This window comes from Vibrio sp. JZG120 (genome assembly GCF_053890955.1).
The window spans coordinates 17,878-42,988 of sequence record NZ_JBSRRK010000005.1; the positions used below are offsets into that span (position 1 = coordinate 17,878).

21 protein-coding genes are annotated in these 25,111 nt (G+C 47.9%); 10 read left to right on the top strand and 11 right to left on the bottom strand.

What is annotated here, in order from left to right; all coding sequences use genetic code 11:
- Together ACWPOD_RS11570 and ACWPOD_RS11575 are read left to right on the top strand one after the other, a co-directional pair.
- Positions 1-957 (top strand): ABC transporter permease, encoded by a 957-nt coding sequence (locus ACWPOD_RS11570; RefSeq protein WP_005394358.1) that lies wholly within the window; start codon positions 1-3, stop codon positions 955-957.
- Positions 958-1,114: 157 nt separating this feature from the next.
- Positions 1,115-2,128 (top strand): SPOR domain-containing protein, encoded by a 1,014-nt coding sequence (locus ACWPOD_RS11575; RefSeq protein WP_085343344.1) that lies wholly within the window; start codon positions 1,115-1,117, stop codon positions 2,126-2,128.
- Between the two features lie 76 nt (positions 2,129-2,204).
- Here the strand turns inward: ACWPOD_RS11575 and ACWPOD_RS11580 are convergent, their stop codons facing one another.
- From ACWPOD_RS11580 to ACWPOD_RS11605, 6 genes are all read right to left on the bottom strand, one after another.
- Positions 2,205-2,348 (bottom strand): hypothetical protein, encoded by a 144-nt coding sequence (locus ACWPOD_RS11580; protein WP_012841245.1) that lies wholly within the window; start codon positions 2,346-2,348, stop codon positions 2,205-2,207.
- Positions 2,338-4,659 (bottom strand): hypothetical protein, encoded by a 2,322-nt coding sequence (locus ACWPOD_RS11585; RefSeq protein ID WP_005394364.1) that lies wholly within the window; start codon positions 4,657-4,659, stop codon positions 2,338-2,340. Before ACWPOD_RS11585 ends, ACWPOD_RS11580 begins: the two co-directional genes overlap by 11 nt.
- Positions 4,660-4,921: 262 nt before the next feature.
- Positions 4,922-6,493: a hypothetical protein gene (locus tag ACWPOD_RS11590; RefSeq protein ID WP_456231907.1), complete on the bottom strand. Its 1,572-nt coding sequence runs from the start codon at positions 6,491-6,493 to the stop codon at positions 4,922-4,924.
- On the bottom strand, positions 6,493-7,065 hold the full coding sequence (locus ACWPOD_RS11595) for a sigma-70 family RNA polymerase sigma factor (protein WP_005394366.1): 573 nt from the start codon (positions 7,063-7,065) through the stop codon (positions 6,493-6,495). Before ACWPOD_RS11595 ends, ACWPOD_RS11590 begins: the two co-directional genes overlap by 1 nt.
- 2 nt (positions 7,066-7,067) lie before the next feature.
- Positions 7,068-8,540, bottom strand: a complete 1,473-nt coding sequence (locus ACWPOD_RS11600) for a chromosome partitioning protein ParA (RefSeq protein WP_085343347.1) — start codon at positions 8,538-8,540, stop codon at positions 7,068-7,070.
- A 13-nt stretch (positions 8,541-8,553) separates the two neighbouring features.
- Positions 8,554-9,906, bottom strand: a complete 1,353-nt coding sequence (locus ACWPOD_RS11605) for a serine/threonine-protein kinase (RefSeq protein ID WP_237309198.1) — start codon at positions 9,904-9,906, stop codon at positions 8,554-8,556.
- 219 nt (positions 9,907-10,125) lie between these two features.
- On the opposite strand from ACWPOD_RS11605, the gene ACWPOD_RS11610 reads away from it, so the two are divergent.
- The 4 genes from ACWPOD_RS11610 (at position 10,126) to ACWPOD_RS11625 (ending at position 13,126) form a co-directional block, all read left to right on the top strand.
- Entirely contained in the window at positions 10,126-11,133 is a 1,008-nt protein-coding gene (locus ACWPOD_RS11610) for a LacI family DNA-binding transcriptional regulator (RefSeq protein ID WP_005394370.1), read from the top strand.
- A 55-nt stretch (positions 11,134-11,188) separates the two neighbouring features.
- Positions 11,189-12,124 carry a LysR family transcriptional regulator gene (locus ACWPOD_RS11615; protein ID WP_048624586.1) on the top strand — a complete coding sequence of 312 codons (936 nt, stop codon included), beginning with the start codon at positions 11,189-11,191 and terminating at the stop codon, positions 12,122-12,124.
- Between the two features lie 271 nt (positions 12,125-12,395).
- On the top strand, positions 12,396-12,800 hold the full coding sequence (locus ACWPOD_RS11620) for an SMR family transporter (protein ID WP_012841241.1): 405 nt from the start codon (positions 12,396-12,398) through the stop codon (positions 12,798-12,800).
- Entirely contained in the window at positions 12,797-13,126 is a 330-nt protein-coding gene (locus ACWPOD_RS11625) for an SMR family transporter (protein WP_005394379.1), read from the top strand. Before ACWPOD_RS11620 ends, ACWPOD_RS11625 begins: the two co-directional genes overlap by 4 nt.
- A 532-nt stretch (positions 13,127-13,658) precedes the next feature.
- On the opposite strand, the gene edd is transcribed toward ACWPOD_RS11625, so the two are convergent.
- Both edd and ACWPOD_RS11635 read right to left on the bottom strand, forming a co-directional pair.
- A complete protein-coding gene (gene edd / locus ACWPOD_RS11630) occupies positions 13,659-15,455 on the bottom strand; it encodes a phosphogluconate dehydratase (RefSeq protein WP_395211514.1) in 1,797 nt (598 codons plus the stop codon).
- Positions 15,455-15,979, bottom strand: a complete 525-nt coding sequence (locus ACWPOD_RS11635) for a gluconokinase (protein WP_005467756.1) — start codon at positions 15,977-15,979, stop codon at positions 15,455-15,457. The genes edd and ACWPOD_RS11635 overlap by 1 nt, the downstream gene beginning before the upstream one ends.
- A gap of 153 nt (positions 15,980-16,132) precedes the next feature.
- Here ACWPOD_RS11635 and ACWPOD_RS11640 point away from each other — a divergent pair, with 153 nt between their 5' ends.
- Positions 16,133-17,509, top strand: coding sequence for a GntP family permease (locus ACWPOD_RS11640; RefSeq protein WP_012841240.1), 1,377 nt, complete (start codon positions 16,133-16,135; stop codon positions 17,507-17,509).
- Positions 17,510-17,518: 9 nt separating this feature from the next.
- Positions 17,519-18,130 carry a bifunctional 4-hydroxy-2-oxoglutarate aldolase/2-dehydro-3-deoxy-phosphogluconate aldolase gene (locus ACWPOD_RS11645; protein WP_005379148.1) on the top strand — a complete coding sequence of 204 codons (612 nt, stop codon included), beginning with the start codon at positions 17,519-17,521 and terminating at the stop codon, positions 18,128-18,130.
- A gap of 104 nt (positions 18,131-18,234) precedes the next feature.
- Here the strand turns inward: ACWPOD_RS11645 and xapA are convergent, their stop codons facing one another.
- The gene (gene xapA, locus ACWPOD_RS11650) at positions 18,235-19,059 is read right to left on the bottom strand and encodes a xanthosine phosphorylase (protein WP_395211515.1); all 825 of its coding nucleotides are present in this window, start codon (positions 19,057-19,059) and stop codon (positions 18,235-18,237) included.
- Positions 19,060-19,178: 119 nt separating this feature from the next.
- Here xapA and ACWPOD_RS11655 point away from each other — a divergent pair, with 119 nt between their 5' ends.
- Positions 19,179-20,084, top strand: coding sequence for a LysR family transcriptional regulator (locus tag ACWPOD_RS11655; protein WP_395211516.1), 906 nt, complete (start codon positions 19,179-19,181; stop codon positions 20,082-20,084).
- Positions 20,085-20,165: 81 nt separating this feature from the next.
- Here the strand turns inward: ACWPOD_RS11655 and gorA are convergent, their stop codons facing one another.
- Both gorA and ACWPOD_RS11665 read right to left on the bottom strand, forming a co-directional pair.
- On the bottom strand, positions 20,166-21,521 hold the full coding sequence (gene gorA / locus ACWPOD_RS11660; RefSeq protein ID WP_005478739.1) for a glutathione-disulfide reductase: 1,356 nt from the start codon (positions 21,519-21,521) through the stop codon (positions 20,166-20,168).
- 259 nt (positions 21,522-21,780) lie between these two features.
- On the bottom strand, positions 21,781-22,620 hold the full coding sequence (locus tag ACWPOD_RS11665; protein ID WP_005478729.1) for a 23S rRNA (adenine(2030)-N(6))-methyltransferase RlmJ: 840 nt from the start codon (positions 22,618-22,620) through the stop codon (positions 21,781-21,783).
- Positions 22,621-23,019: 399 nt separating this feature from the next.
- Here ACWPOD_RS11665 and prlC point away from each other — a divergent pair, with 399 nt between their 5' ends.
- Positions 23,020-25,062 carry an oligopeptidase A gene (prlC, locus tag ACWPOD_RS11670; RefSeq protein ID WP_167427038.1) on the top strand — a complete coding sequence of 681 codons (2,043 nt, stop codon included), beginning with the start codon at positions 23,020-23,022 and terminating at the stop codon, positions 25,060-25,062.
- Positions 25,063-25,111 lie beyond the last annotated feature (49 nt).

Below are 25,111 nucleotides of genomic sequence, written 5' to 3' on the forward strand. Positions count from 1 at the left end.
ATGAGCCAATCAAATGTAACACCAGCTCCTGAAGCCGCTCCATCTGCATGGCAGCGTTTTAAAGAGTCGGACTTCTTGTATTACTTCAAGCGCGACAAAGTGGCGATGGCAAGTTTTACGGTCTTTATGATGTTCTTAGTGTTGGCATTAGCTGCGCCAATTCTAGCTCCGACTGACCCGTATGATCTAACGTCTATCGATATCATGGATTCAGAGCTACCACCGTCTTGGATGGAAGAAGGCGATGAGCGTTTTGTTCTTGGTACTGATGAGCAAGGCCGTGATATTTTATCGACCATTCTTTACGGTTCTCGTTTGTCTTTGACGATCGGCTTTTTAGCCGTCGGTCTTCAGTTGATTCTGGGTATCATCATTGGTTTGTCGGCGGGTTACTTCGGTGGTCGTATCGATAGCTTCTTGATGCGCTTTGCGGATGTTCAACTATCGTTCTCAACCATGATGGTGGCGATCATCGTATCGGCCATTTTCAAAGCCAGCTTTGGCAGCGATTTTTACAGCCAATACGCGGTGGTGATGCTGGTGGTGATCATCGGTGTGGCTGAATGGCCGCAATACGCACGTACCATTCGTGCTTCAGTACTGGCTGAGAAGAAGAAGGAATACGTAGAAGCGGCACGAGTGATGGGCTTTAAAGCGCCACGCATCATGTTCCGTCACATCCTGCCAAACTGTCTATCACCAATCTTGGTTATCTCGACGGTACAGGTAGCGAATGCGATCATGTCGGAAGCGGCACTGTCATTCCTAGGTTTGGGTCTTCCTGTTGATCAGCCGTCACTAGGTGCGCTGATCAGCATCGGCTTTAACTACATCTTCTCAGGTGCGTGGTGGATTACTGCCTTCCCAGGCATCGTGTTGGTTACACTGGTTCTGGTTATCAACTTATTGGGTGACTGGTTACGAGATGTATTCAACCCGAAACTGTACAAAGGTTAAGAATTTTCCCGCCAAGCGTTGTAAATTCGCTTAATTCCTTCCTAAACTGAGAGCCGGATGCAAATTCCGGCTCTTTTTTTGCTAGTTATTCTTTGTTCACATTTTTTTGGCGCTTTGCCGCCATAATGACCTTACCCACTAATTTAGAGTGAAGTGTATGGAAATGAAGAAGGCACAACACCCATCTCGTATCTTCCAAGCAAGCCTAGCTTTCGGCTTGTTGCTGGTATGCGCCCAGTTTTCTAGCCCAGTATCGGCGGAGGAGTTCCTTTGCCAAGCTACTCAAGCCAGCGAGAAAGAACTGCCGATGCTTGAGAAAACGTGCCCAATTGGTAACGGAGTATGGGGAAAGAAAGTGCCGCAAGGAGGCAACTACCTCTACTGGATTCAATGCGGATTACTACCAAAGCCAATGTCACTCGCGAAAGCAAAGCCGCTTTACAGCAAGATTACGACTGACGTGTGGATGAAGCCGGAGTCCAAAGGTTATCGCTGTTTGATTGGGCCTTACAAAGATCTGTCTGATGCGAGAGGGGATTTGCGAGGAGTCAAAACCTTGTCGAATTACAAAGAGGCGTTCATCCGCGTGGTTGGAAAAGAGAATAAACAGTCTACGACACCATCTAAACCCGCTGTGCCGTCGAAATCAGCCGCATCTTCGGTTAAGCCAACACCGACGGTGACCCCGAAATCCGCGCCAGTTCCTGCCGTGCGAGCTGATACCGACGCCTTTACAGCGCCGGCAGAGAAGTCAAAGACCAAGGTAAAAAATACACGTGATAATTCTTCGTCCAAGCCTGTTGCTAAGACCAAAGCGAAGCCAGTTGTGAGCGGGAATGATGACATTGAAGTTCGGTTGAGAACCTCCTTACAAGGCAAAACGTACGTGGTGCCGTACTTACTCGACCACCACAATCAGTTTTACATGGAATACGGCAAACCGTGGAATCGTCTCAACTACGAAAACTCGCAAAAAGTATGTCAGCAACTGGGTATGAGCTTAGCCAGCCCTGCAGAATTCAAAGTGTTGAGGGCGTCTGGTGTGATGGAAAAAAATCAATGGCCACTGCAACTGCCGTATTGGGGCAAAGATAAGAAAGGTTTGTTCGCAGATCGTGAGCCAAACCAGCTCACCGGAACCTCATTATTGAACGTAGTGTGCGTGAAATAACGACTCAAATATTGCGGTCAAAAAGATAGAAGAAAGCCCCGAGTTCGGGGCTTTTTTGCGGTCTCAAATATTATCGCTATTTGAGTGGCGTTTCTTTGTGACAGTTAGAGCAGATATACACTTCTTTGATGCCGACCAAGCGTTCCCAAAGCGTTCTGCGTCTTCTACGCAAATGCACGCTATCACAGCAAGGGTTAACGATGGTTGCTTTAGTCATCATCGCCAGGCTCCAAAATCGGGAGCGAACTCGCGATGCTCGTCATGGCTTCTTTGTTGTGAGAGTACAGACCATATTCCGGCGCGGATTCATGACCGTTTTGCTCTTTACTCCAACGAATACCGATGTAGAAGTCACCAAAATCACGGTTGATGTAACGATGACGAGTTTTGTAATCTGACTCTGAGCCTGTTTCTTTTAGAATCAGCAGCTCACGGCCTTCATCACTCTGGATTTCCCAATTACCTGGAGTTTGGAATCCTGTTGGCATGAACGACGTGTAGTTGTAAGTATCAGCGTCGTACTCGTACGTACCTGACGAGTATTTCAGGACTTTGTCGTCGCCCGAGCCTTTACTTTCTACCATCAAGTCATGCTCTACCGTGCCGTGTTTGATGTGTTCTGCAACCGAAAGTGATTCTGCAAATGGTGTATTGCTTGAATCCATCCAGAACAGCTCATCATCTGAGATTTTAACGATCATCTGAGTGCCGTTATGCTCGGTTGTGTGCTGGTACAGCATTTCATACTCTTCGCCGTAGCTGTTGTATAGCTTGCCGTCTTTCAGCTCGACGTCTTTACAGCCTTTATTGTGGTATTCCGCGTAACCAGTTTGTTGGTCCAAATCGGAAAGAATAGCGTAGGCATCGTGTTCCCATGTGTTTTCTAGGAAGTCGCTGATGCTCGCTTTGTACTCTTGATTCATCTCATCATGGTTTGAGCCCCAGCAGAATAGTAGGCCTTCAGAGTCTTGCATCAGCATGGCGTAGCCAATTTCACCGTCTTTTTGTGCAAAGCTACCCATTTTCCACTCTTGGCCGTTGAAGTGCTCTTGAGTGAAGCCCAAAGTCGGCACTACTGGTGGTGGCGTTACGCCTTCGATAACCGTTGGCATGCTGAGCGCAATCTGTACCGCGGTATGGCCATCTGTTGCGCTAATCGCAAGTGCTGCACCAGCTTCGCTCGCTTTTGTCGGTGTGCCTTTAATGGTGATAATCGCATTACCATCCTCAGATACTGTTAGACCTTCAATGTCCACATAGTCCGCTGAGTAGTCGGTGATATGACCGTCTTTATCTTGGAACAAGCTAGAAATATCGAGCGTTTGTTCAAATACTTCACCTTGTTGTAGGTACCAACCATCAACGATGGACTGTAGATGCGCTTGTTCTGTTTCTACAACCATTGGTGGTAAGTTTGCCGATTCGATTTCGAACTTAAATACGGTGCTTACCGTACCCAAAACCTTACCTGAAGAATCAATGTCTTGCGCCGTTAGGACGATCTCAAAATCACCAGCTTTTTCTACGATAGCAGTCGGATATAGAACAATCAGGTTGCCAGTTTGCGCAACTTCAATGCCTGTGCCTGCTAAGTTGTGCGTCAGTTTGGTTGTCACAAGGTTTTGGTCTTTGTCTGTGAAAAGACCTTCGATGTTTAGTTCAACGCCATCAAAGCCTGCGCCTTGTACGATTTTTGGTAATTTGCCAAGCTTATCTTTAGCAGCCTCTTCGACGGTTTCGTTTACGGTTAGCTTGTTATTGATTGCCGTTTCAGGTGCTAAGTTGTCGCTATTTGGGGTCGCGTCAGTGATGATTGGGCGTAGGCTTGCATCATTGATGTTTTCGCCGGATGCGATAAGACGATCGACTTCTTGGTTTGCCGCTTGAGCAAATTCAGTGGCCTTTTTCTCGTAGTTAGCTGGGTTTTGCGCTTTTGAGTCGGTCAGAATCTGAGCGGTTTTATGTAGTTCGGCGTTTTTTGTCGCACCTTCAACAAAATCACTGTACAGATCAATTGGTGCTTCTTCTGAGCCTCCTAGCGCTTGGTTTACCTTGGCTTTTGCGTCTTCTTCACTAATGGATGGATCTTTTGCCATTTCAATCGCAACAAGGTCTGTGATAGGTGAAATCACGTTTGACGATGTTGGTGCACGGAACACGATTTCGTGGGCCATGGCTTGGCCTGGATGATCCATATCAACCGTGTATTTGCCAGCGTACTCTTTAGCATCCAAAGCGATAAGCTGTTTCTGCTTTGCACCGTTTGGTGTAATGGTCTGCAGTGCTAGAGTGTTTTCTGGTTTTGCATCCAATTTAAGCTGACCTTTCTCATCGGTCAGACCAAGGAATGTTTCTTGAGTGTCCCATTGGCCGTTGTTGTTCGTATCTTCAAAAACAACTGCATGTTTGAAGTAGCCGTCAAAGCCTGTGATCACAACACCGTTGTTAGCACTGTTTGAGCCACCATCTGAACCGCCACAGCCAGTAAGAGCGATAGCCACTGACGCTGCTAATAAACTCACCTTATTCATTATTCATTTGTCCTTGTTTCGTTTCCGAATGAGAAAGTCGCTTTTTTATTGTTTTTATCTTTCAATCTCACTAGTGAGATTGAAGAGAGTGGTGTCTTTTTAATGACTATTGAGCCTAGGTTCAAGACACGAAAAACCGCACAAAACCCGTAAAATTTATTTCTATTTTTTGTCTATGATGGAAAATTGATAATTTGATCACGGTTCCAGTTTTATTTTGGGGATGATTGTTTTGTCAAAATAACCACCTGTAAAGAAAGGTTTATTGGGTGTCGCTAAGGACAGGGGCGTGATAAATCATGTTGATCTTAAATTCCTCAACGCGATCAGCTAGCTCAGGTTTCGGACGTAAAATGTAGCTATACACCTCGCCATCAAGTAGTTCATCGTAAGGGAAATAGTTAAGATCAAACGATAACGATTGTTGTCCAGTAGCGGGGGCGCTGATGAACTCGTGGCAATCAATTTGGTAAGTCGGATCGTCTGGGTTAGGGTCTGATATGATGTCTATTTGATAGTCTCCTTGACCAGCAATGACATGGCTGTGATACCAAATGGCGACATCGCTACAATACAGGTTAGGACCATAAGTTCGTAAATTGAGATCGGATTCGAGACTTTCACCATGCGGACCCACGACTTTAGTACCATAGTGATAAATATAATTGCCAGCTTCAGCAACCAGATACCCCCCGCTTGGGAGAGGTAACAAATAGTCAAAAAAGGATATCTGGCGTAAATATCGCCCTGTCGGTGCGTTGATGCGCTTTTCCATCGATTGCTTGTTTTTTTGCATGGTGTAGCTTTCGAATTGTTTGCCATCAAATACGGTGGTGAAATAGTTCAGAGTCTCTTTATGAACCTGAGATGCGTATACCTTTTTGGTGGTCCAAATTTGGCGTACGCCGTGGACATAAACAATCAACGAGTCATCACTGATTTTGTACTCACCCACCTTTTTTAAGTCTCCCTTTTCAGGACACTGGTGTTTGTTGTTTGAGGCGGCATAACGTACCTCGTCATCCTCAAACTGAAACGCTTCGCAATACACCACTTCATACGCGTACGCGGTACCGCCAAGATTTTGCGTCGTCTCCAAGCGATAGACAATGTCGCCAATTAACGGGTGTTCCGTGTCATTGTGACCTGGAGTGACAACAGGCAACTCAAAACGTGTTGTGACCCACGCATGGTCGCTGTCGCCGTGGTAATCATCACGCGCCGCTACCGCCAGGTATGTGGTGGTTTTAATGTTCTCTGGTGCACCTAGTACCATCATTTGTCCTTGGTTTAGCACCCTTAATCCATTGGCGTTTTCGAGCCAAATCCGAGTGGTGAGGAGATCGCCATCCGGGTCTTCAAACAGTTGGTTAAGATTGAGCGAATAGCTAATCGGAGAGTTTTGGTTGAGCTCCCAAGCATAAATAATGGTTTGTAGCTGTTGTTCCACCGTGAGGTTGATGATGGGTTTATTGTTCTCTGATGGGTCCTCTTTTGAGCGGCTGTCTTCATAACCCACAGACGAGTCGTAAAAAGAGCCGTCTTCTGTAGTATGAAATGGGTTCGTAACTGGCCCTGGTTGTCCTAAAATGGCAGAATTGAAGGCGTCATCACCGTCTTTTGTGTGGGCGTTCTCCAACGCAGAACCTGTCAACGCTTGCTTTACTTCAACTAAAGATGTGCGCTCATATTGACGATGTGTTCGCGTGGTTGATTGGCTTGTGCTGTCTGATGAGTCCGCCGCGGATGCCAAGCTGGATTCGTCTGACATGCAGTATACGCCGAGCAAACCAACGCAGATTGCGCCGATTATCCAAAACTTTTTGCTTCTCATTACGCGTGCGCCATTCGTGATTGCAACCAGCTGCGAGAGAATTTTAGGTCTTTCTCTATTAAGCTTGCGCTGCACTCGAGCAGTTCACTGATTTCTTGGTTTTTCATTCCCATTAAATACTTGAGTTTGAGTGCACTTGATTGGCGTGGGTAACGGCTACTGAAGTTATCCAGCGCTTTATCCATGATAATCAATTGCTCGAAACGATCTTCTTCATCTCTCATCAATGTGATGTGTTGACGCTTTTGTGCTTGGTGCGAGCGTGCGTTATCGATCAAGATTTGACGCATCACTTTGGCGGCCATCAAAAAGAAATCACGTTTTGTTTCAATTTCACTCATGTCGCAGTTGGACATCTTTAGGTAAGCATCATGAATTAATGCCGTGGTGCTGTTGACGCTATCAGCCAATACTTTGTTGTCGGTGCCGTACTTTTCCGCGTTTCGTTCACGCTCGTGTTGGGCGATCTTACGTAACTGCAAATACGCAAATTGGTAAAGCTCACTCTCAGCTTGTTTATCACCAGATTGCCATTGTTGAATGATTTGTGTCAGTGCTACTGCTGTTGCCATGGTTATACATCCTCGCTCACTTTGACAAATTCAGAAATGGTGTGGGTTTCAATGCGATCAGAGCCGTCTCGGTTGCGGAGAACATCTTGTTGATAGCGATATAAAATGCCTTGTTCCCAAGTTGCGCCAGCGGGCAGATATTCCCAAGTGGTGTAATTGATTTCGGCAGGGGTCGTTGACCAACGTACCATGACATTCATTTGCGCAAGCTCGGCTTTGGGTTCGTCATTGTTGACCCACCACATGTCCGCATACTCTTGGGTGACATCTTGGGTGTATAGGCTTGCGTCGGTTGGACAGGTGTCTGCATTGTGCGGCAGTCGCATGACTTGTTGGTGGCGCATCAATAGGCACGATTGTGTCATGGACTGCTGGTGGTATTGGGTCTGCTGCCATACCCCGAGGTAGTCGATGTCGTGTTCGTTCGTGTTGGGGTAGGTAAACCACAGCATTTCTGTACGATTGTGGTGGTGGATGTTTTTTTTACGCCCAAGGCCTTGTACTTTTTCCATCAGTAGCTCAGTACTTGGATCAAAGTTGAGCGCAACGGAGCGGTATTTCCAGTCGCCTTCATCATCAAAGTCTTCAAGAGAGAAGCCATTCAAATCGTTGCGGGTGCATCCAGTGATTGAGCAACCGACGATATTAAACCAATCCGCAAATTTGCTTATCGGCTCGACAATGTCTTCCGTGATAGGGCGCTTCATCGAGAGAAAACAGCCTTGAAAATGGTCGCCAACGCTTGGGTGCTCAATCAATGAATCTTTGGTGATGGTGAATCGAGTTTCACCAAACGGAGGGCGATATTTAGGATGATGTTGATAACGTAAATCGTAAGCACAAGCGCGGCCTTGCCAATCTTTCTTTTTGATCACGATGTTTTTGAACGTCATGCCGCGAGGTTCGAAGATGATCTCATCTGAGGCAAAGTTTTTCTCAATGTACAGCTGGCTTTCGTTTAAGTGCTCAATTGCCTCATCGACAGACACCCAGTCGAGATTGAGGTGACGTTTGGCGTCATCCAGATAATTGAGGTCAAGGCCCTTGAGCTGGTTTTGAAAGCGAGCATCAGACAACACGCGGTTGGCTAAGACAATTTCCTTACGATTCTCAGGCGTACTGTCGAGAGAGAGCAGCAGGCGCGTCATATTGATGCTGCGACTGGGTTTGGTTGTTGCCATTGTCGGTGTAAGCACTTCTTGGCTCGATAAGGTTGTCAGCAGATAACCTTTATCATCGTTGCCAAGGAAGAAACTAATCACATCACCAGGTTGGTAGTGAAATGCCCCTTGCTGAGTGACGCCAGTGATATTGGAACTGGTTTTGTAATACAAGCCAGTCACTGGCGCATCGATAAAGTAGCCTTGCTTCAAGGTTGAAGTGGGCGGGTGTGAAGTGGCAGCAGAAGTGTCTGCTGCTAACGTGGAGGTAGCCGTCAATGCAGACAGCCAAAATACCACTGAACGTGTATACATCTTGTTTTAAGCCTTATTGGTTGGTGCTGTCCTCAGACGCACAATTTGGCTGACAACTCATTGGAGTAGTTAGGTGCTTCTTTGGCACCGGTGTCATCATCGCCAACAACATTTTTTGTTTTATATGTTTGGGGATATCTGGATTAGAGAGTATCCGCCTTCGTGTTAACTCCATCATGGAGCTCACTGAGAGGTGCTCGACATTTTGCCCCTTCGCGTGGAAGATAAGACGAGTCATTTCGTACATCATATCTTCTGCAATCTTCTTCTCTTGTTGCAGTTGGATATTCTTTTGCATCATGGCGCTGCCAAATAGCACACCTGAGAGCACGATGATGCCTGACAATGCAGAAGCAAGAGGGCGCCGTTGCACCAAGCGAAAGGCGCTATACAAGGGCCAGTGTTTTTTCTGCTCGATAGGGCGACGTTCGATAATTCGCTCGATATCAATGCGTAGCGCTCGTACATCTGAGTATCGCACTTGGGTGGCTGGACGCGTCGCCCGTCTTGTCACCCAATACACATCAGACCAAACCGCTGGTGACGGAAACATCAAAGCGAGGATTTTGCCCAATGAATAAACATCGCTTTGCTCTGTCAGTACTTGTCCTGCCTGCTGCTCAGGGCTGGCAAAATTTTGGCTAAACGCAATCAGTGCCGAGGGTGAGCCCTCTCGGGTGGAGTGCGCTTTTTGAGTCAAGTTGAAGTCGAGCAGTTTGGGTCGTTTGCTACGATCGATCAGTATATTTTCTGGTTTTAGATCGGCATGCAAAACATGATGCTGGTGGGCGTGCTCCATCGCCTGACAAATCTGCTTAAACAGCAGCAGTTTTTCTGTCTTTTCCAGCTTATTTTCTGACAGGTATTCATCTAAGGTTTGACCAAATACCCGCTCCATCACGATGTAAACTGAATCTTGATGAAGGCCGCCATCAAACACTTTCGCTATGTATGGATGGTTTAGACGCGCGAGCAGTTGTGCCTCATCGAAGAGTGCGCGTTGCCCTAACACATTACTCAAATTGCTTTGAATAAACTTGATGGCCAGATCTTGTTCGAACGTTTCATCTGCACGTAGGGCGGCGTAAACGACACCCATGCCACCGCGACCCAACTCATGAGTTAGGCGATACTTACTGATGACTTCTCCGCTTAGATCGACGTCTCGGTTCGTAGCCTGGTGAGCACCAAAGTAAAGTAACTGCGTTAGTTGTTCTTCAGGTGTCTCGTGGGCTAAAAGAGGAACGAGTTGTTGATACAGCTCAGGTTGACTTTGTTGCAATGCTTGGAGGTATTGCTGCTTTTGGGAGTCGTCCAGATCAAGCAAGTGATAGTAAATCTGGGTTTCGCTAGAGCCTAACTGCACTGTGCCTAATGTCTTATTCTTTTAGGTACGGCATTTTATAAGAACTTTGATATAAATGTCATTTATTTATTCGGCTTTGACTCACAATGTATGAAACGCAATTTGGTGGCTAATACAATAATAACGTCATGATTTTGCGAATTATTTTCACTGAGCTTGTCGGCAGAGAGTCTATTCGTCATAATGTTACTTGTAACATTACTGATAAATCACATATTTATGGCTCAACAGAATAAGAAAACTCGCACGACATTGCAGGATGTCGCAGACCAAGTTGGCGTCACGAAGATGACGGTTTCACGTTATATGCGTAACCCTGAATCGGTGGCAGAAAAGACTCGGGCCAAGATTGCGACTGCGATTGAAGAGATGGGATACATCGAAAACCGCGCCCCCGCTATGCTGTCAAAGTCGTCCAGTAAAGCCATTGGTATTTTACTGCCCTCATTATCCAACCAAATTTTTGCTTCCTTTGTTCAGGGCATCGAGATGGTAACCAAAGCCAATGGCTATGAGACGCTTTTAGCGCATTTTAGCTACGATGAGCTTGAAGAAGAACGCAAGATCGCGTCATTACTCTCTTATCAGGTCGATGGACTTATTCTAACTGAAAGCCATCACACGCCGCGTACATTGCAAATGATAAAAAATGCAGGGATCCCTGTAGTGGAAACCATGGAACTACCACCAAAGCCGATTGATATGGCGGTCGGGCTCGATCATGAAGATGCCTCGTACACGGCGGTTAAGCAGATGCTAGATTCAGGTAAGCGCACAATCGTTTATTTTGGGGCGCGTTTGGATACGCGAACCAAGCTGCGTATGCAAGGCTATGATCGCGCGATGACGGAAGCAGGGCTAGAACCTAAGCACGTATTAACGGGTGATCACTCTAGCTTCTCTTTAGCGCATGATTTGCTTGAACGCGCGCTAGAAACTCACCCAACGCTCGACGGGGTATTCTGTACCAACGATGACATCGCAATTGGTACTATGCTGAGCGCACAACAACGTGGCATTCAAGTTCCGCAGCAGCTGGCGGTTGTGGGCTATAACGCGCTGGATATCGGTCAAACCATCAGCCCGAAACTGACTAGCGTCGATACGCCGCGTTTCAAAATCGGTGAAAAGAGCGCAGAACTTTTGATCGCGCGTCTGAAAGGTGAAGCGCAAGAAGAAAAAGTGGTTGATATGGGGTATCAAATTACCTCAGGAGAGAGTGTTTAACTCGCAGTTAACCGCTCTCTGTATTCGCTCATCAATGGTATTGGCAGGTTAGGGTATGGCACATCAGCTGGATGCATTGGATCTCAACTTAATGCGTTTATTAAAGGCAGTGGTGGAAAACCGCAGCATCAAGCTGGCCGCAATGCAGCTGGGCATTTCTCAACCGAGCGCCAGTCGCGGCGTGATGAAGCTCAAACAAGTGTTTGATGACCCGCTGTTTGTGCGTAAAGCGCATGGGGTTGAGCCGTCACCGATGGCAATACGTCTCGCCGCCGAGTTCGACAACATGATTGCACCACTGGAAAAAGTGGTGCAAGAGTTTGAAGTGTTCGACCCACTGCAATACCAAGGGCAGATCGCGATTGTGACCGACCCTTATTTGATGGATGAGCAAGGGCAGCGATTGCTAACTGGCTGCCATCGAGCCTTTCCCAAAGCGCACTTTGCCTTTTCCAGTTGGAACAGTTACTCGCACGATGAAATGCTAGAGGGCGAGCACGATTACTGCATTCTTGACCAAGAGACCGAGCTGTCGAAAGACATTTATATGCGTCCGTTGTTTGTTGAAAAACGGGTGATTTTGGCACGTAAAAACCACCCGACGTTATCGAAAGTCAGTAATGATTGGGACACGGTGTCCAAACTGCCTCTGGTGTCTCTGCCTGCGCCCGCTTCGTATAAACCACTTTGTACCGTGGAGTCCGAATATCGCCGCATGGGCTATGAGCCTGTGGTGTTATTGAAATCCTATAATTTGCGCGTGGCTTGCCAAATGCTGCAAGAAACCGACGCGATTATGTATGCCAGTCAAAGCTCAGCAGTATTGATGCCGGAGCTGGACTCTTACGCGATGCCTTTGGTCAACCGTGAGTTTAGCCAGTTTGTCGTCTCTGGCGGTTTCTTACAAACCAATCGCAACCATCCTTTGCACCGACACTTACATAAAGTGGTACGCCAAACCCTGAAGACGCCATTAATTTTCGCACAGTGATGACGGATTATTGTATCGCGTCACCGAGATTCTCTGCATAAAATAACCATGAAGAAAATATGTGATTACATAGACAACTCGATCCTATAGATATTCAAAAATGAATATCTCAATTACCTGTCTCTTTTTCCTGCTCAGCGCTAACCTTAGCTCAAATAGTCAGGAGAAGTGGCTCATTTTTATCTTTTTAACTTTTTGAATGTCGATACAGATGCGTGACATTCACCATTCTCCGTTATGCAGTTTTTTAATTTCTGATGGAGGATTCATCATGCTAGTTGCACGTCTATTTTTATTGCTCGCCATCGTTGCCGAAGTAGCAGGCACCAGCACCATGTCTTTTATCGGACAAGGTCATGGATGGTTGGGCTACATCGTGATGTACGTATTGATTGCGGTGTCGTACTACTTCCTCTCGATTGCAGCGAAAAAGATTTCTATCGGCGTGGCATACGCTGTTTGGGAAGGGTTGGGTATCTCATTGATCACGGTCGTTTCGATCGTGTTGTTTGATTCTGACTTAAATACCCAAGAGCTGCTTGGTTTGATGTTAGCTGTCATCGGCATCGTTTGTGTGACTTTAGGGGAGTCACACGGTCAATCTAACACCAAGAAAAACGCCGATAAACTGGCAAAAGAACGTTCATTTTCTACAAGTGTAAGGTGTGAATCATGAGTCAATTTTTTACGATGTCATTTGGATTTGTCGTGATGGCTGCCTTGGTCGATATCGTGGCGAACATGGCGCTCACACGTTCTCACGGCTTTAAATACAAAGGCTGGGGCATTACCGCGATTGTGTTGGTACTGACAGCATTCACGCTGTTGGCACAAGCGGTTAAAGAGATCGACTTAGCCATTGCTTACGCCTCTTGGGGCGCGATCGGTATCTTGGGTACCGCAGTGGGTGGAGCCTTGCTGTTTAAACAGAAACTCAAGCCAATCGGCTGGTTTGGTATCTTTGTGGTGATTGCTGCGGTCGTGGTGATGAAAACCGCTTAATGCAATCCTCTGAGCCCCAGATATCTTCATTCGGAACAGCGAGGGACGAGCGTGATTCAGAATCTACCGACAGCAAAGTTCTGTGGGGTGTTTTCTCTGGCTTTACAGCACTTTGATAGTTGATTCCTGATCTCGCCTAGGCTCGTCGAAATGACGGAGTCATTCATTTTTAAGAAGAACAGTGACCAACCCCAAAGCTCGTCATTCTGAACAGCGAGGGACGAGCGTGATTCAGAATCTACCAACAAAAAGTGCTGTGGCAGAGGTGTTTTCTCTGGCTTCACAGCACGTTGATAGTAGATTCCTGATCTCGCCTAGGCTCGTCGGAATGACGGACTAATTCGTTTATTGAAAAAGAAAAATGACCAATCCCACATCTCGTCATTCTGAACAGCGAGGGACGAGCGTGATTCAGAATCTACCAACAAAAAAGTGCTGTGGCAGAGGTGTTTTCTCTGGCTTCACAGCACGTTGATATTAAATTCCTGATCTTGCTTAGGCTTGTCGAAATGACGAGGTTTTTCTTCTCGCCTTAAACAATGAAGCTTGCGCCTTCTTCTGCGCTAGAGACGTTTTGGCGGATCACGCTAAACAAGCCTCGTCCCCATGTTTGTTGGGTAGATTCGGTGTCGAAATGAATCAAATCGCGACCAGTGGTGTCACTTAAGTTGTTCAATTCGCCCGTTTGGCAATCCAGACGAATCAAATCGCCGTTGCGCACCAAACCAATCGCGCCGCCACGAATGGCTTCTGGAGAAACATGGATCGCAGACGGAATTTTACCTGACGCGCCAGATAAACGACCGTCAGTAACCAACGCCACTTTAAAGCCCGCTTTTTGCACGTTACCTAAAATTGGCATCAGTTTGTGCAGTTCAGGCATGCCGTTTGCCGCTGGGCCGTTGTGTGTGACTACAACGATGCAATCTTTGTTCAGCTCACCACGTTTGTACGCGGCTTCCACTTCGTGTTGGCATTGGAATACGATCGCAGGTGCAACAATCACGCGTTGCTCTTCTTTCACCGCAGACACTTTCACCACGGCTTTGCCCAAGTTGCCAGTCAGTACGCGAGTGCCGCCGGTGTTTTGGAAAGTGGCGTCCGGTTTGGCGATCACGTCACCGTCTTGGCTGCCTTGGCACGGTGTCCAAGTCAGTTGTCCATCGACAAGGCTCGGCAGCGTCATTTGGTCTTCAAATTTACCAAACACAGGTTTCACATCGTGATGCAAAAGCTCGGATTGGTTCAAGCGGTGCAATAACGCTGGCACGCCACCTGCGTCTTGGAACGCGTTCATATCGGCTGGGCCGTTCGGGTAAACGCGAGCTAACAAAGGAACCACATCCGACAGATCGCTGATGTCTTGCCACGTGAGCAAGATGCCCGCAGCACGCGCCACGGCGATCATATGAATGGTGTGATTGGTGCTGCCACCCGATGCCAACAGCGCAATAATACCGTTGATCAGGCTCTTTTCGGTGACGACTTCAGACAATGGACGGAAGTTTGCAGAACCCGCCGTCATTGAGGCAATTTTCAGAGCGGCGTGATCGGTTAACGCTTTACGCAGTTGGGTGTGGGGATGAATGAATGCCGAGCCTGGCAGCATCAAGCCCATGGCTTCGAACACCAACTGGTTGGTATTGGCGGTGCCGTAAAACGTACACGTCCCCGCAGAGTGGTAAGCGCGACACTCCATATCCAGCAGAGCGTCTTTGCCGACTTCACCTGCTGCGTATTTTTGGCGCACGTCGACTTTCTCTTCGTTGCTGATGCCTGTTGCCATCAGACCCGCTGGTACAAACGCAGTCGGTAGGTGCGCATAAGACAGTGCGCCCATCAGTTGCCCCGGGGCGATTTTGTCACAGATACCAAGCAGTAATGTGGCATCAAAGACATTGTGACTCAAAGATAACGCCGTTGATTGCGCAATTAAGTCACGCGAAAACAGCGACATATCCATGCCTGCTTGACCTTGAGTCACCCCATCGCACATCGCTGGCACACAACCTGCGACTTGCGCTGTATGGCCGTAGTCCGCCAGCACTTGTTTGATTTGCGCTGGGTAGTCTTGGTACGGCTGGTGGGCGCTCAACATGTCGTTGTAGGCGCTGATCAGCGCGACATTGGCATGAGTAAAATCGAGAATATTTTTCTTTTCAGAAGAGCAAGAAGCGGCGACTGCATGGGCTAAGTTACCACAAGATAAACCAACGCGGCCTTTGCCCGCTTCGGCTTGCACTTCGGTGCGAGCAAGAAACGCAGCGCGCGCTTCACGGCTACGCTCGGTCAAACGTTGTGTGACCTCAAGAACAACAGAGTGAGTCATTACGCCACCTCGATCGCTTGCATTTTGATTAGCTCAGCGGCAGAGCGTTCCACCACATCGCTGATGTCTCCGTCGATACTGACGATCAGAGTTTGAGGCTCGTTGTCTGGGCGCTCTAGCGTCTCGAATTGGCTCTTCACCATGTTTTCTTTCATGAAGTGGCCTTTGCGCATACGCATGCGATTAAGGATCAACTCCATATCGCCATCAAGGAACAGGAAGGTCACATTGTCGTTGCCTTCGCGGATCTGATCGCGGTAAATCTTTTTCAGTGCTGAACAGACAATAATGCCGTGCTCGTTTTTGCTTTCTAGGCTGTACGCCGCATCACGAATGCGTTCTAGCCATGGCTTGCGATCATCATCGTTCAGAGGCTGGCCCGATGCCATTTTCTGAATGTTCGCTCGTGGATGAAGATCATCACCATCAATGAATTTACGCCCTAGCTTTTTCGCTAGATGCTCACCAATTGTGCTTTTACCACTAGCACAAACGCCCATAACGATGACACTACTACCAGCCATAACTTATCCTCATAACCAAATTTGCGCGTGATCTCAATTTTTGAATTCACTTTAAAATATGGGTTTATCTTATTCATGTTATCGGTAACATGTTACCGGTAACTGAAATAAATGTGAACCATAACACAAACAATAATTCTTAAAGGTGAACCTATGGAGCAATTAACCCAAGCCCCAGATCCTACGTTCCTACTGACGATTGCAGGCCTTGCCATTGCAGCGTTACTCGTTCTAATCATTAAACTGAAAGTCCATGCTTTTGCTTCCCTTACTATGGTGAGTTTAGGCACAGCAATCGCCACTGGCGTTCCTTCTGAGAAAGTCGTATCGACCATGATGGGCGGCTTCGGCGGCACACTGGCTTCCGTGGCATTGCTGGTTGGTCTTGGTGCGATGATCGGTAAAATTCTTGAAGTGACTGGCGGTGCGAAAGTGCTGGCAGACACTTTGATTGGTCGCTTTGGTAAAGAGCGCGCACCATTTGCTTTGGGCGTCGCTTCATTACTGTTTGGCTTCCCAATCTTCTTCGATGCTGGCCTTGTAGTGATGATGCCAATCATCCTAAGTGTGGCGGCTCGTTTTGGTGGCTCACCAATTAAATACGCGTTGCCTGCTGCCGGTGCTTTTGCGGTTATGCATGCGTTTGTTCCACCACACCCAGGTCCGGTTGCAGCGGCAGAATTTCTTGGCGCAAACATCGGTCTGCTATTGGTGGTGGGTATTTTGGTTGCTATTCCAACTTGGTACCTTGGCGCTTACCTATTTGGTTTGTACGCGGGCAAAAAATTCGATATCCCACTATCTAAAGCCTTCTTTAATGGCGAAGCGATGGTGGATGAGCGCAACGCACCAAAATTTGGCACGGTTATGACCATCCTTGTGCTGCCAGTCCTGCTAATCTGTTTGGATACGGTATTGAACACACTGGCGGTTGCGGGTGTGATTGATGGCAAAACGGCACTGGTTGAGTTCCTACGTATGCTAGGTAAAACCCCAGTTGCGTTGCTGATCACTTTGATTGTCTGTCTGGCTGTGTTTGCCAAAGACTACGGCATGGCAAAACTAGAAAAATTATGTGGTGAGTCATTGGCTCCAATCTGTGGTGTTATCCTAGTAACAGGCGCAGGTGGCATGTTCGGTGGCGTACTGCGCTCAAGCGGTATTGGTGATGCACTGGCTGACGTTCTTACAGACACAGGTATGCCTGTGATTGTGGCGGCGTTTGTGATTTCCACCTGTCTGCGTGTTGCTCAAGGCTCGGCAACCGTAGCGCTAACCACGACGGCGGCTCTTATCGCGCCAGTTGTGGCAGCATCAACAGGTTTGAGTGAACTAGACCTTTGCTTTATCGTAATCGCGATTGCGGGTGGTGCAACAGTGCTTTCTCACTTCAATGACTCTGGTTTCTGGTTGGTATCTCGTCTCCTTGAGATGGATGAGAAAACCACATTAAAAACTTGGACGGTAATGGAAACGTTACTTGGTGGTATCGCGTTTATTATCGTCGCAACATTAAGCTTTATTCTTTAGAGGTTCCCCATGACAACACTTGAACAACGATTAAGAGAAATCAAAATCGTCCCAGTTATCGCAATCAACGACGTAGCACACGCTCTGCCACTGGCAAAAGTGTTGGTAGAAAACGGTTTACCATGTGCGGAAGTGACATTCCGCACCGAAGCGGCGGCGGAGTCGATTCGCATCATGCGTGAAGCGTACCCAGAACTGTTGATTGGCGCGGGCACCGTTCTGACCACAGAACAAGTGGATATCGCAATCGAAGCGGGCGTGGACTTTATCGTTAGCCCAGGCTTCAACCCAACCACAGTGAAATACTGTCAGCAACGTGGCGTGACTATCGTACCGGGTGTAAACAACCCAAGCTTGGTTGAGCAAGCGATGGAGATGGGTCTGCGTACGTTGAAGTTCTTCCCTGCTGAGCCATCAGGCGGCGTAAGCATGCTGAAAGCACTCACGGCGGTTTACCCAGTGGAATTCATGCCAACAGGTGGCGTAAGCCCATCCAACGTGGAAGATTACCTAGCGCTGAAATCGGTTGTGGCTTGTGGCGGTACTTGGATGGTGCCAACCGCAATGATGGACAACGGCGATTGGGAAGGCATTGCTGAATTGGTTCGCGCAGTTAAGTAAAACGCACAAACGGCTCCGAAATACCCCGAACGTTAGAAAAAGTGATACGGAAAAGGGTCATCAAGTTATTTGATGACCCTTTTGCTTTTTGGAATGAAACGGCTTTAGAAGTGATGCTTCATAAAGCGCTTAATAAAGCGAATGAAATCTGCTTCGGCTAGCTTCGCGCACTTCAATGTTTGGGCGTGAGACAATTCTACATCTCCCAAGCCTTCTGCCATGTTGGTGATCGCACACACTGCCAATACGGGTAAGCCGCAATGCGCCGCAGAAATCACTTCTGGCACGACCGACATGCCCACCACATCACCACCGATGATTTGCATCATGCGGATTTCGGCTGCGGTCTCAAAATTGGGGCCTGTGTAAGAGACAAACACACCTTCATTCAGTTGAATACCATTGGCTTTGCCGACTTCAAACGCTTCTGAGCGTAGGTCTTTGTCGTACGCATTGGCGAGGCTGAAGAACCTCGGGCCGTACTCTTCATCATTCGGACCGATCATTGGCGATTCAGGCATGGTATTAATGTGATCATGAAATACCACCAGAGAACCGACATCAATGCGTTCAGGGCGAAGTGAGCCTGCCGCGTTGGTGACGAGTAAAAACTCACAGCCCAGCTTTTTAAAGGTGCGTACGGGCGTGGTCATGACCTTCATTGAACCGTGTTCGTAGTAGTGACCGCGACCTTTCATGCACACTACGTCTACGCCGCCCATGGTACCAAGCACCAACTCACCAGAGTGGCCTTGCACGGTGCTAACCGGAAAGCCTTCGAGCTCTTCGTATGGAATGACCACTTTGTCTTGTAGTTCGTCTGCCAATACGCCTAAGCCAGAGCCTAAAATAAACGCCGCTTTAGGTTGGAAGTTTGGTTTGCGTTCGCGAATGGTTTGTAGCGCACCGATTACTGGATCGTGATTCATGTTAGTCACCTTCTGGTTGTGTTGATTCCATTGTGTGACTTTCTGCGCTGGTTATCTTTGCTTTATTCGCTACTATCATCCTTAAAAAGAGGATGATGAAATTCGCTAGGACTCAATGTATGAAGTCAGAACCATTTGATCGCGTGACGCTGAAGATGCTGCGTTACTTTTACGAGGTCGCACAAACCAAGCATTTCACTAAGGCGGCCGAGAATCTCAATATCACCAATTCGCCATTGAGCAATCGCATCAAAGAGTTGGAAGAGGTGCTTAACGTCAAACTGTTTGAGCGTGATTCAAGAAACGTCATGCTGACGGAGGCCGGACGATTGTTGGAGTCCAAATGCCAACTGATTTTTCAGACCTTGGATGTCTCACTCAATCAAGTGCAGCAAGTGGGTTTGAACCAGAGAAATATCCTGCGAGTTGGTGTGGTAAGTAGCGCATTTTGGGGCGGATTTGATCGTCTGTTACAGCACTTCCATGCTGAGCATGACTCTTATCACGCCGACATTTTTGACCTCAACCCAGAGACGCAAAAGAAACATCTGAGCGAGAAGAAAATCGATGTAGGCATTGTGCGTTTTGCCGATGCACTCAACATTTATCCGTATCAGTCGGTATCTTTGGGCAAAGATGTGTTTGTGGTGGCGGTGTCGGAGCAACATGAGTTAGCCAGCAAATCTTTGCTGCAGCTCCAAGATTTAAGGGCGTGTGAGTTTGCGTTTATGAGTTTGGCGAATTCTGCCTCGGCAAACTTCATCATCAATGCCTGTCTGCAAGAAGGCTTTTCACCCCATATTGGCAAACAAGTGGTGGAGCCAAGCACCTTGATGGCGTATGTGGCAAACAGCAATACCGTGACGTTGGTGCCGTCGACGTTTTCTCAGCATCATTGGCATGGGATTCGTTTTATCAAGCTGAAAGAATCACTGCGTGCAGACTTATGTCTGATTCATGACGGTAAGCAGGAGAGTGCTATCAAAGCCGAGTTTATTCGCACGTTATTGGAGAATGCGAGTTAAGCATGGGCTAACAAAAAAAGGTCACCCTAAGGTGACCTTTTCAAATGATTCGCTGAAATCAGCAATGCGATTAGCGCGCAATTAACGCATCGTTACGAACTCTTCTGAGCCCGTTGGGTGGATAGCCACAACCGAGTCGAAGTCTGCTTTGGTTGCGCCCATCTTCATTGCTACGCCGAAGCCTTGGATCATTTCATCTACCGTGAAACCGATGCCGTGTAGACCAACAACCGTTTCTTCTTCACCCGCACATACAAGCTTCATCTTACATGGTTGACGGTGCTTAGTAACGGCGGTGTACATCGCAGTAAAGCCAGATGTGTAGACTTTGATGTTGTCTTTGCCGTACTTCTCTTCCGCTTCTTGCGTTGTAAGACCGATAGTGCCGATTGGTGGGTGGCTAAATACCACAGTTGGAACCAAATCGTAGTCCATCTTCGCGTTTGGTTTATTGTTGAACAAACGCTCAGAAAGTTGACGACCCGCTTTCACTGCTACTGGTGTTAGCTCGATACCGCCTTCCATGATGTCACCCACACAGTAGATGCCTTTCACGTTGGTTTCTTGGTATTCGTCTACCTTAATGTAGCCTTTTTCGTTCGTTGCAACGCCAGTTGACGCTAGGTTGATTGCGTCAGTTGCTGGGTGACGACCGATTGCCCAAATCAGTTGGTCAACGTTTTGGCTCTCACCGTTTTCTAGGTGCAGAGTTAGGCTGCCATCGGCTTCTTTTACCACTTCTTTTGGTACAGAATGGGTATGCAGTGTTGGGCCTTCTGCTTCCATTACTTCAACCAACGTATCGATGATCATTGGATCGAAGCTACGCAGTGGTGACTCTTTACGTACGAACAGGTGCGTTTCTGTACCTAGTGCGTGCAGTACGCCAGCAATTTCAACTGCGATGTAGCCAGCGCCGACAACCGCAACGCGTTTTGGTTGCTCTGCTAGGTCGAAGAAGCCGTTTGAATCGATGCCGTATTCAGCGCCTGGAATGTTTGGAATAGTAGGACGACCACCAACCGCGATTAGGATGTGATCCGCAGTATAATGTTCACCGTTTACTTCTACGGTTTTCTCGTCAACAAACTTAGCAAAGCCTTTAATTACGTTTACTTTGTTGTTGCCAAGAACGCGATCGTAAGATTGGTGAATACGACCAATGTACGCCTGACGGCTCTCAACCAGTTTGCTCCAGTCGAAACCTTTCACGTCGACATCAAAACCGTAATCTTCTGCGTACAGGTTCATTGCTTCTGCGATTTGTGCGCCGTGCCACATCACTTTCTTCGGTACACAACCTACGTTGACACAGGTACCACCGAGATCTTGAGCTTCGATTAGCGCAACTTTCGCGCCGTACATCGCCGCACGGTTTGCAGATGCGATGCCGCCACTGCCGCCACCGATACAGATATAGTCAAAATGAGTCGCCATTACTTTCTCCAAGAGCTTATAAATTTTATCTGGTACATAGATAGATTGGGATGACCTTGCCTGAACTCAATGCCACCGTTATCCCACTATCATAAATCGAATGTAACGAATTCCTAAATGGGAAAAAGTGACATTGCTTATGACAAATAGCGATGAGAGGTATAAAAAGAAGAATAAGCGCGATCAGACGGCGGGGTTGAGAGCATAAAAAAGCGCAACGAGAATGTCGTTGCGCTGAGAGGTTTCGGTGCAGAAGTGCTTACTCTGGCACAATCCAGTCCACTTTCCAGTGGCCGGTGGCTGGTGCGATCGCGTCTTGCAGGAATGGCAGAATTTCTTTCATCTGGCTTTCCAGTTTCCACGGTGGGTTAATCACAATCATGCCGGATGCCGTCATGCCGCGCTCGTTGGTATCGGGTGCGACACCCAATTCGATTTGCAGAATCTTACGAATGCCGAGGCTCTCTAGACCTTCAATCATGTCTTCGATGTCGTGACGGTTTACCACTGGGTACCAAATCGCGTAGATACCGGTTGCCCAACGTTTGTGGCTTTGGTAAATCGCTTGCACCACATCGCGGTACTCTTTAGCTAGCTCGTATGGCGGGTCAATCAGTACCAAGCCACGACGTTCTTGCGGTGGTAGGCTGCCTTTTAGACGCTTAAAGCCATCTTCTTTGTAGATGCTGACTTGGCGGTCGCGATGGAATTCTTGTTCCAGCAATGGATGATCGGCTGGGTGCAGCTCTGTCAGTACCATGCGGTCTTGTGGGCGGATTTGCGCACGCGCCACACGCGGTGAGCCTGGGTAGTAGCGCAGCTTATCGCCGTTGTTGAGTGCTTTGATGGCATCGATGTAGCTTTTGATGTCTTCAGGAATGTTTGGGTTATCCCAAATACGCGCGATGCCTTGTTTGTATTCGCCCGTTTTCTCAGACCATTCGTGAGTCAGATCGTAACGGCCCACACCCGAGTGGGTATCGTGATAAACGAATGGCTTATCTTTTTGTTTCAGCGCATCAAGAATGAGGCTTTGAACGATGTGTTTGACCACGTCGGCATGGTTGCCAGCGTGGAAGCTGTGGCGGTAACTTAACAAATTAAACTCTCGAAACACTCTTTGGCTGAGTGTGGTCTGTGATTTCAGATACAATAAATTTTCGCTGTGTTGAGGGTATTATACCCAACATCCTTGCAGATGCAGAATCTCCGTTTGATTTTGCACGACTTAAAATGCGCTCACTATTGAAATCTCTTTAAGTCACCCATACTTACTAAACATATTGAACCTAAGTGGGATCGCAGTGCTCCAATAGAGTGCTCTGCCACTTAGGCAGAATAAGACTCAAGGACAGAGCAAGCTCTCGTTGATCATCCGGTCATCGCAGCATAGAGAAAGGGAACGGAGCTCCCCCAATCCATGTTGTCGGCTTACTTGTGCATTGGGTCCGCCTATTTTATGGGCAGTCATAGAGCCAAAACACAAAAGGAATTATTCATGTCTAATCCACTTCTAACGTTTACGGACCTACCTCCGTTTTCGCAAATCAAACCAGAACACATTAAACCTGCTGTCGAGCAGGCGATTGCAGATTGTCGCGCCAAAGTTGAAGAGGTGCTAAAAGACAACACCAACCCAACTTGGGAAAATGTGATTGCTCCTCTAGAAGAAATTGATGACCGTCTGAGCCGCATTTGGTCGCCAGTTGGCCACATGAACTCTGTGGTGAACAGCGAAGCTCTGCGTGAAGCGTACGAAAGCTGCCTACCAATTTTGTCGGAATACGGCACTTGGGTTGGTCAGCACAAAGGCCTGTACGAAGCGTACAAGACCATCAAAGCGAGCGAAGAATTTGCAACGCTAACGCGTGCCCAGCAGAAAACCATCACCGATGCGCTACGTGACTTCGAATTATCGGGCATTGGCTTGCCATCAGACGAGCAGCACCGTTACGGCGAGATCAGCAAACGCATGTCTGAGCTGAGCTCTAAATTCTCCAACAATGTGCTGGATGCCACCATGGGTTGGACCAAGCACATCACGGATGAGAAAGACCTCGCGGGTATGCCAGAATCGGCGTTGGCAGCAGCAAAAGCCGCTGCAGAAGCAAAAGAGCTCGATGGCTACCTGATCACGCTGGATATCCCATCTTACCTACCTGTCATGACGTACTGCGACAACCAAGAGTTGCGTAAAGAAGTGTACGAAGCGTACGTGACGCGCGCTTCTGATCGTGGTCCAAACGCAGGCAAATGGGACAACTCAGAAATCATTACTGAGCAGCTAAAACTGCGTCATGAAATCGCACGTATGCTGGGCTTCAACACCTTCAGTGAGAAGTCGTTGGCGACGAAAATGGCAGAAACTCCGGCTCAAGTGCTTGGCTTCCTAAATGACTTAGCGACACGTGCGAAACCGCAGGGTGAGCGCGAAATTGAAGAGTTGCGTCAGTTTACTAAGAGCGAATTTGGCGTTGAAGAGCTGAACGTGTGGGATATCGCTTACTACAGCGAGAAGCAAAAACAGCACTTGTTCCAAATCTCGGACGAAGAGCTGCGCCCATACTTCCCAGAGTCAAAAGTCGTGAGCGGTCTGTTTGAAGTGCTAAACCGCGTGTTTGGCATGACCGTTACCGAGCGCGAAGGCGTAGACACTTGGCACGAATCTGTGCGCTTTTTCGATATCTTTGATGCTGAAGGCACACTCCGTGGCAGTTTCTACCTAGATCTCTATGCACGTGAACACAAACGTGGCGGCGCGTGGATGGACGATTGTCGTGGTCGTCGTATTACGCTCTCTGGTGAACTGCAAACGCCGGTGGCGTACCTAACGTGTAACTTCAACCGTCCAGTGGGCGACAAGCCAGCACTGTTCACGCACGATGAAGTTGTGACGCTATTCCATGAGTTTGGTCATGGAATCCACCACATGCTGACGCAAGTAGAAACTGGCGCGGTATCAGGCATTAATGGCGTACCTTGGGATGCGGTTGAATTGCCAAGTCAGTTCCTGGAAAACTGGTGTTGGGAAGAAGACGCACTGGCGTTCATTTCTGGTCACTATGAGACAGGCGAGCCGTTGCCAAAAGTGATGCTAGATAAGATGCTCGCGGCGAAAAACTTCCAGTCGGCGATGGGTATTTTGCGTCAGCTAGAATTCGGTTTGTTCGACTTTACTCTGCACACCGAATACGACCCAGAAGTGGGTGCACGCGTTTTAGAAACGCTGGCGAAAGTGAAAGAGAAAGTTGCGGTGGTTCCAGCAGTTGAGTGGGCGCGCTTCTCGCACAGCTTCGGTCACATCTTCGCTGGTGGTTACAGCGCGGGTTACTACAGCTATCTGTGGGCGGAAGTGCTGTCGTCAGACGCGTATTCTCGCTTTGAAGAAGAAGGTATCTTCAACAAAGAAACGGGTCAAAGCTTCCTGAACAACATCTTAGAAATGGGTGGCAGTGAAGAGCCAATGGAGCTGTTTAAGCGCTTCCGTGGTCGTGAACCACAAATTGATGCGCTATTGCGCCATTCTGGTATTGCAGCGTAAGCGCACGCTGTCTTTCCAAAAATACTAAGGCCAACCATTCGGTTGGCCT

What these genes read in the sequence shown, in the direction of transcription:
- ACWPOD_RS11620 (WP_012841241.1), top strand. Translation starts at nt 12,396, where the DNA reads ATGCTAGTTGCACGTCTATTTTTATTGCTCGCCATCGTTGCCGAAGTA.
- ACWPOD_RS11600 (WP_085343347.1), bottom strand. Translation starts at nt 8,540, where the DNA reads ATGTATACACGTTCAGTGGTATTTTGGCTGTCTGCATTGACGGCTACC.
- ACWPOD_RS11590 (WP_456231907.1), bottom strand. Translation starts at nt 6,493, where the DNA reads ATGAGAAGCAAAAAGTTTTGGATAATCGGCGCAATCTGCGTTGGTTTG.
- ACWPOD_RS11585 (WP_005394364.1), bottom strand. Translation starts at nt 4,659, where the DNA reads ATGAATAAGGTGAGTTTATTAGCAGCGTCAGTGGCTATCGCTCTTACT.
- ACWPOD_RS11615 (WP_048624586.1), top strand. Translation starts at nt 11,189, where the DNA reads ATGGCACATCAGCTGGATGCATTGGATCTCAACTTAATGCGTTTATTA.
- prlC (WP_167427038.1), top strand. Translation starts at nt 23,020, where the DNA reads ATGTCTAATCCACTTCTAACGTTTACGGACCTACCTCCGTTTTCGCAA.
- ACWPOD_RS11610 (WP_005394370.1), top strand. Translation starts at nt 10,126, where the DNA reads ATGGCTCAACAGAATAAGAAAACTCGCACGACATTGCAGGATGTCGCA.
- ACWPOD_RS11580 (WP_012841245.1), bottom strand. Translation starts at nt 2,348, where the DNA reads ATGATGACTAAAGCAACCATCGTTAACCCTTGCTGTGATAGCGTGCAT.
- ACWPOD_RS11595 (WP_005394366.1), bottom strand. Translation starts at nt 7,065, where the DNA reads ATGGCAACAGCAGTAGCACTGACACAAATCATTCAACAATGGCAATCT.
- ACWPOD_RS11640 (WP_012841240.1), top strand. Translation starts at nt 16,133, where the DNA reads ATGGAGCAATTAACCCAAGCCCCAGATCCTACGTTCCTACTGACGATT.
- ACWPOD_RS11655 (WP_395211516.1), top strand. Translation starts at nt 19,179, where the DNA reads ATGAAGTCAGAACCATTTGATCGCGTGACGCTGAAGATGCTGCGTTAC.
- gorA (WP_005478739.1), bottom strand. Translation starts at nt 21,521, where the DNA reads ATGGCGACTCATTTTGACTATATCTGTATCGGTGGCGGCAGTGGCGGC.
- edd (WP_395211514.1), bottom strand. Translation starts at nt 15,455, where the DNA reads ATGACTCACTCTGTTGTTCTTGAGGTCACACAACGTTTGACCGAGCGT.
- ACWPOD_RS11625 (WP_005394379.1), top strand. Translation starts at nt 12,797, where the DNA reads ATGAGTCAATTTTTTACGATGTCATTTGGATTTGTCGTGATGGCTGCC.
- xapA (WP_395211515.1), bottom strand. Translation starts at nt 19,059, where the DNA reads ATGAATCACGATCCAGTAATCGGTGCGCTACAAACCATTCGCGAACGC.
- ACWPOD_RS11635 (WP_005467756.1), bottom strand. Translation starts at nt 15,979, where the DNA reads ATGGCTGGTAGTAGTGTCATCGTTATGGGCGTTTGTGCTAGTGGTAAA.
- ACWPOD_RS11575 (WP_085343344.1), top strand. Translation starts at nt 1,115, where the DNA reads ATGGAAATGAAGAAGGCACAACACCCATCTCGTATCTTCCAAGCAAGC.
- ACWPOD_RS11645 (WP_005379148.1), top strand. Translation starts at nt 17,519, where the DNA reads ATGACAACACTTGAACAACGATTAAGAGAAATCAAAATCGTCCCAGTT.
- ACWPOD_RS11570 (WP_005394358.1), top strand. Translation starts at nt 1, where the DNA reads ATGAGCCAATCAAATGTAACACCAGCTCCTGAAGCCGCTCCATCTGCA.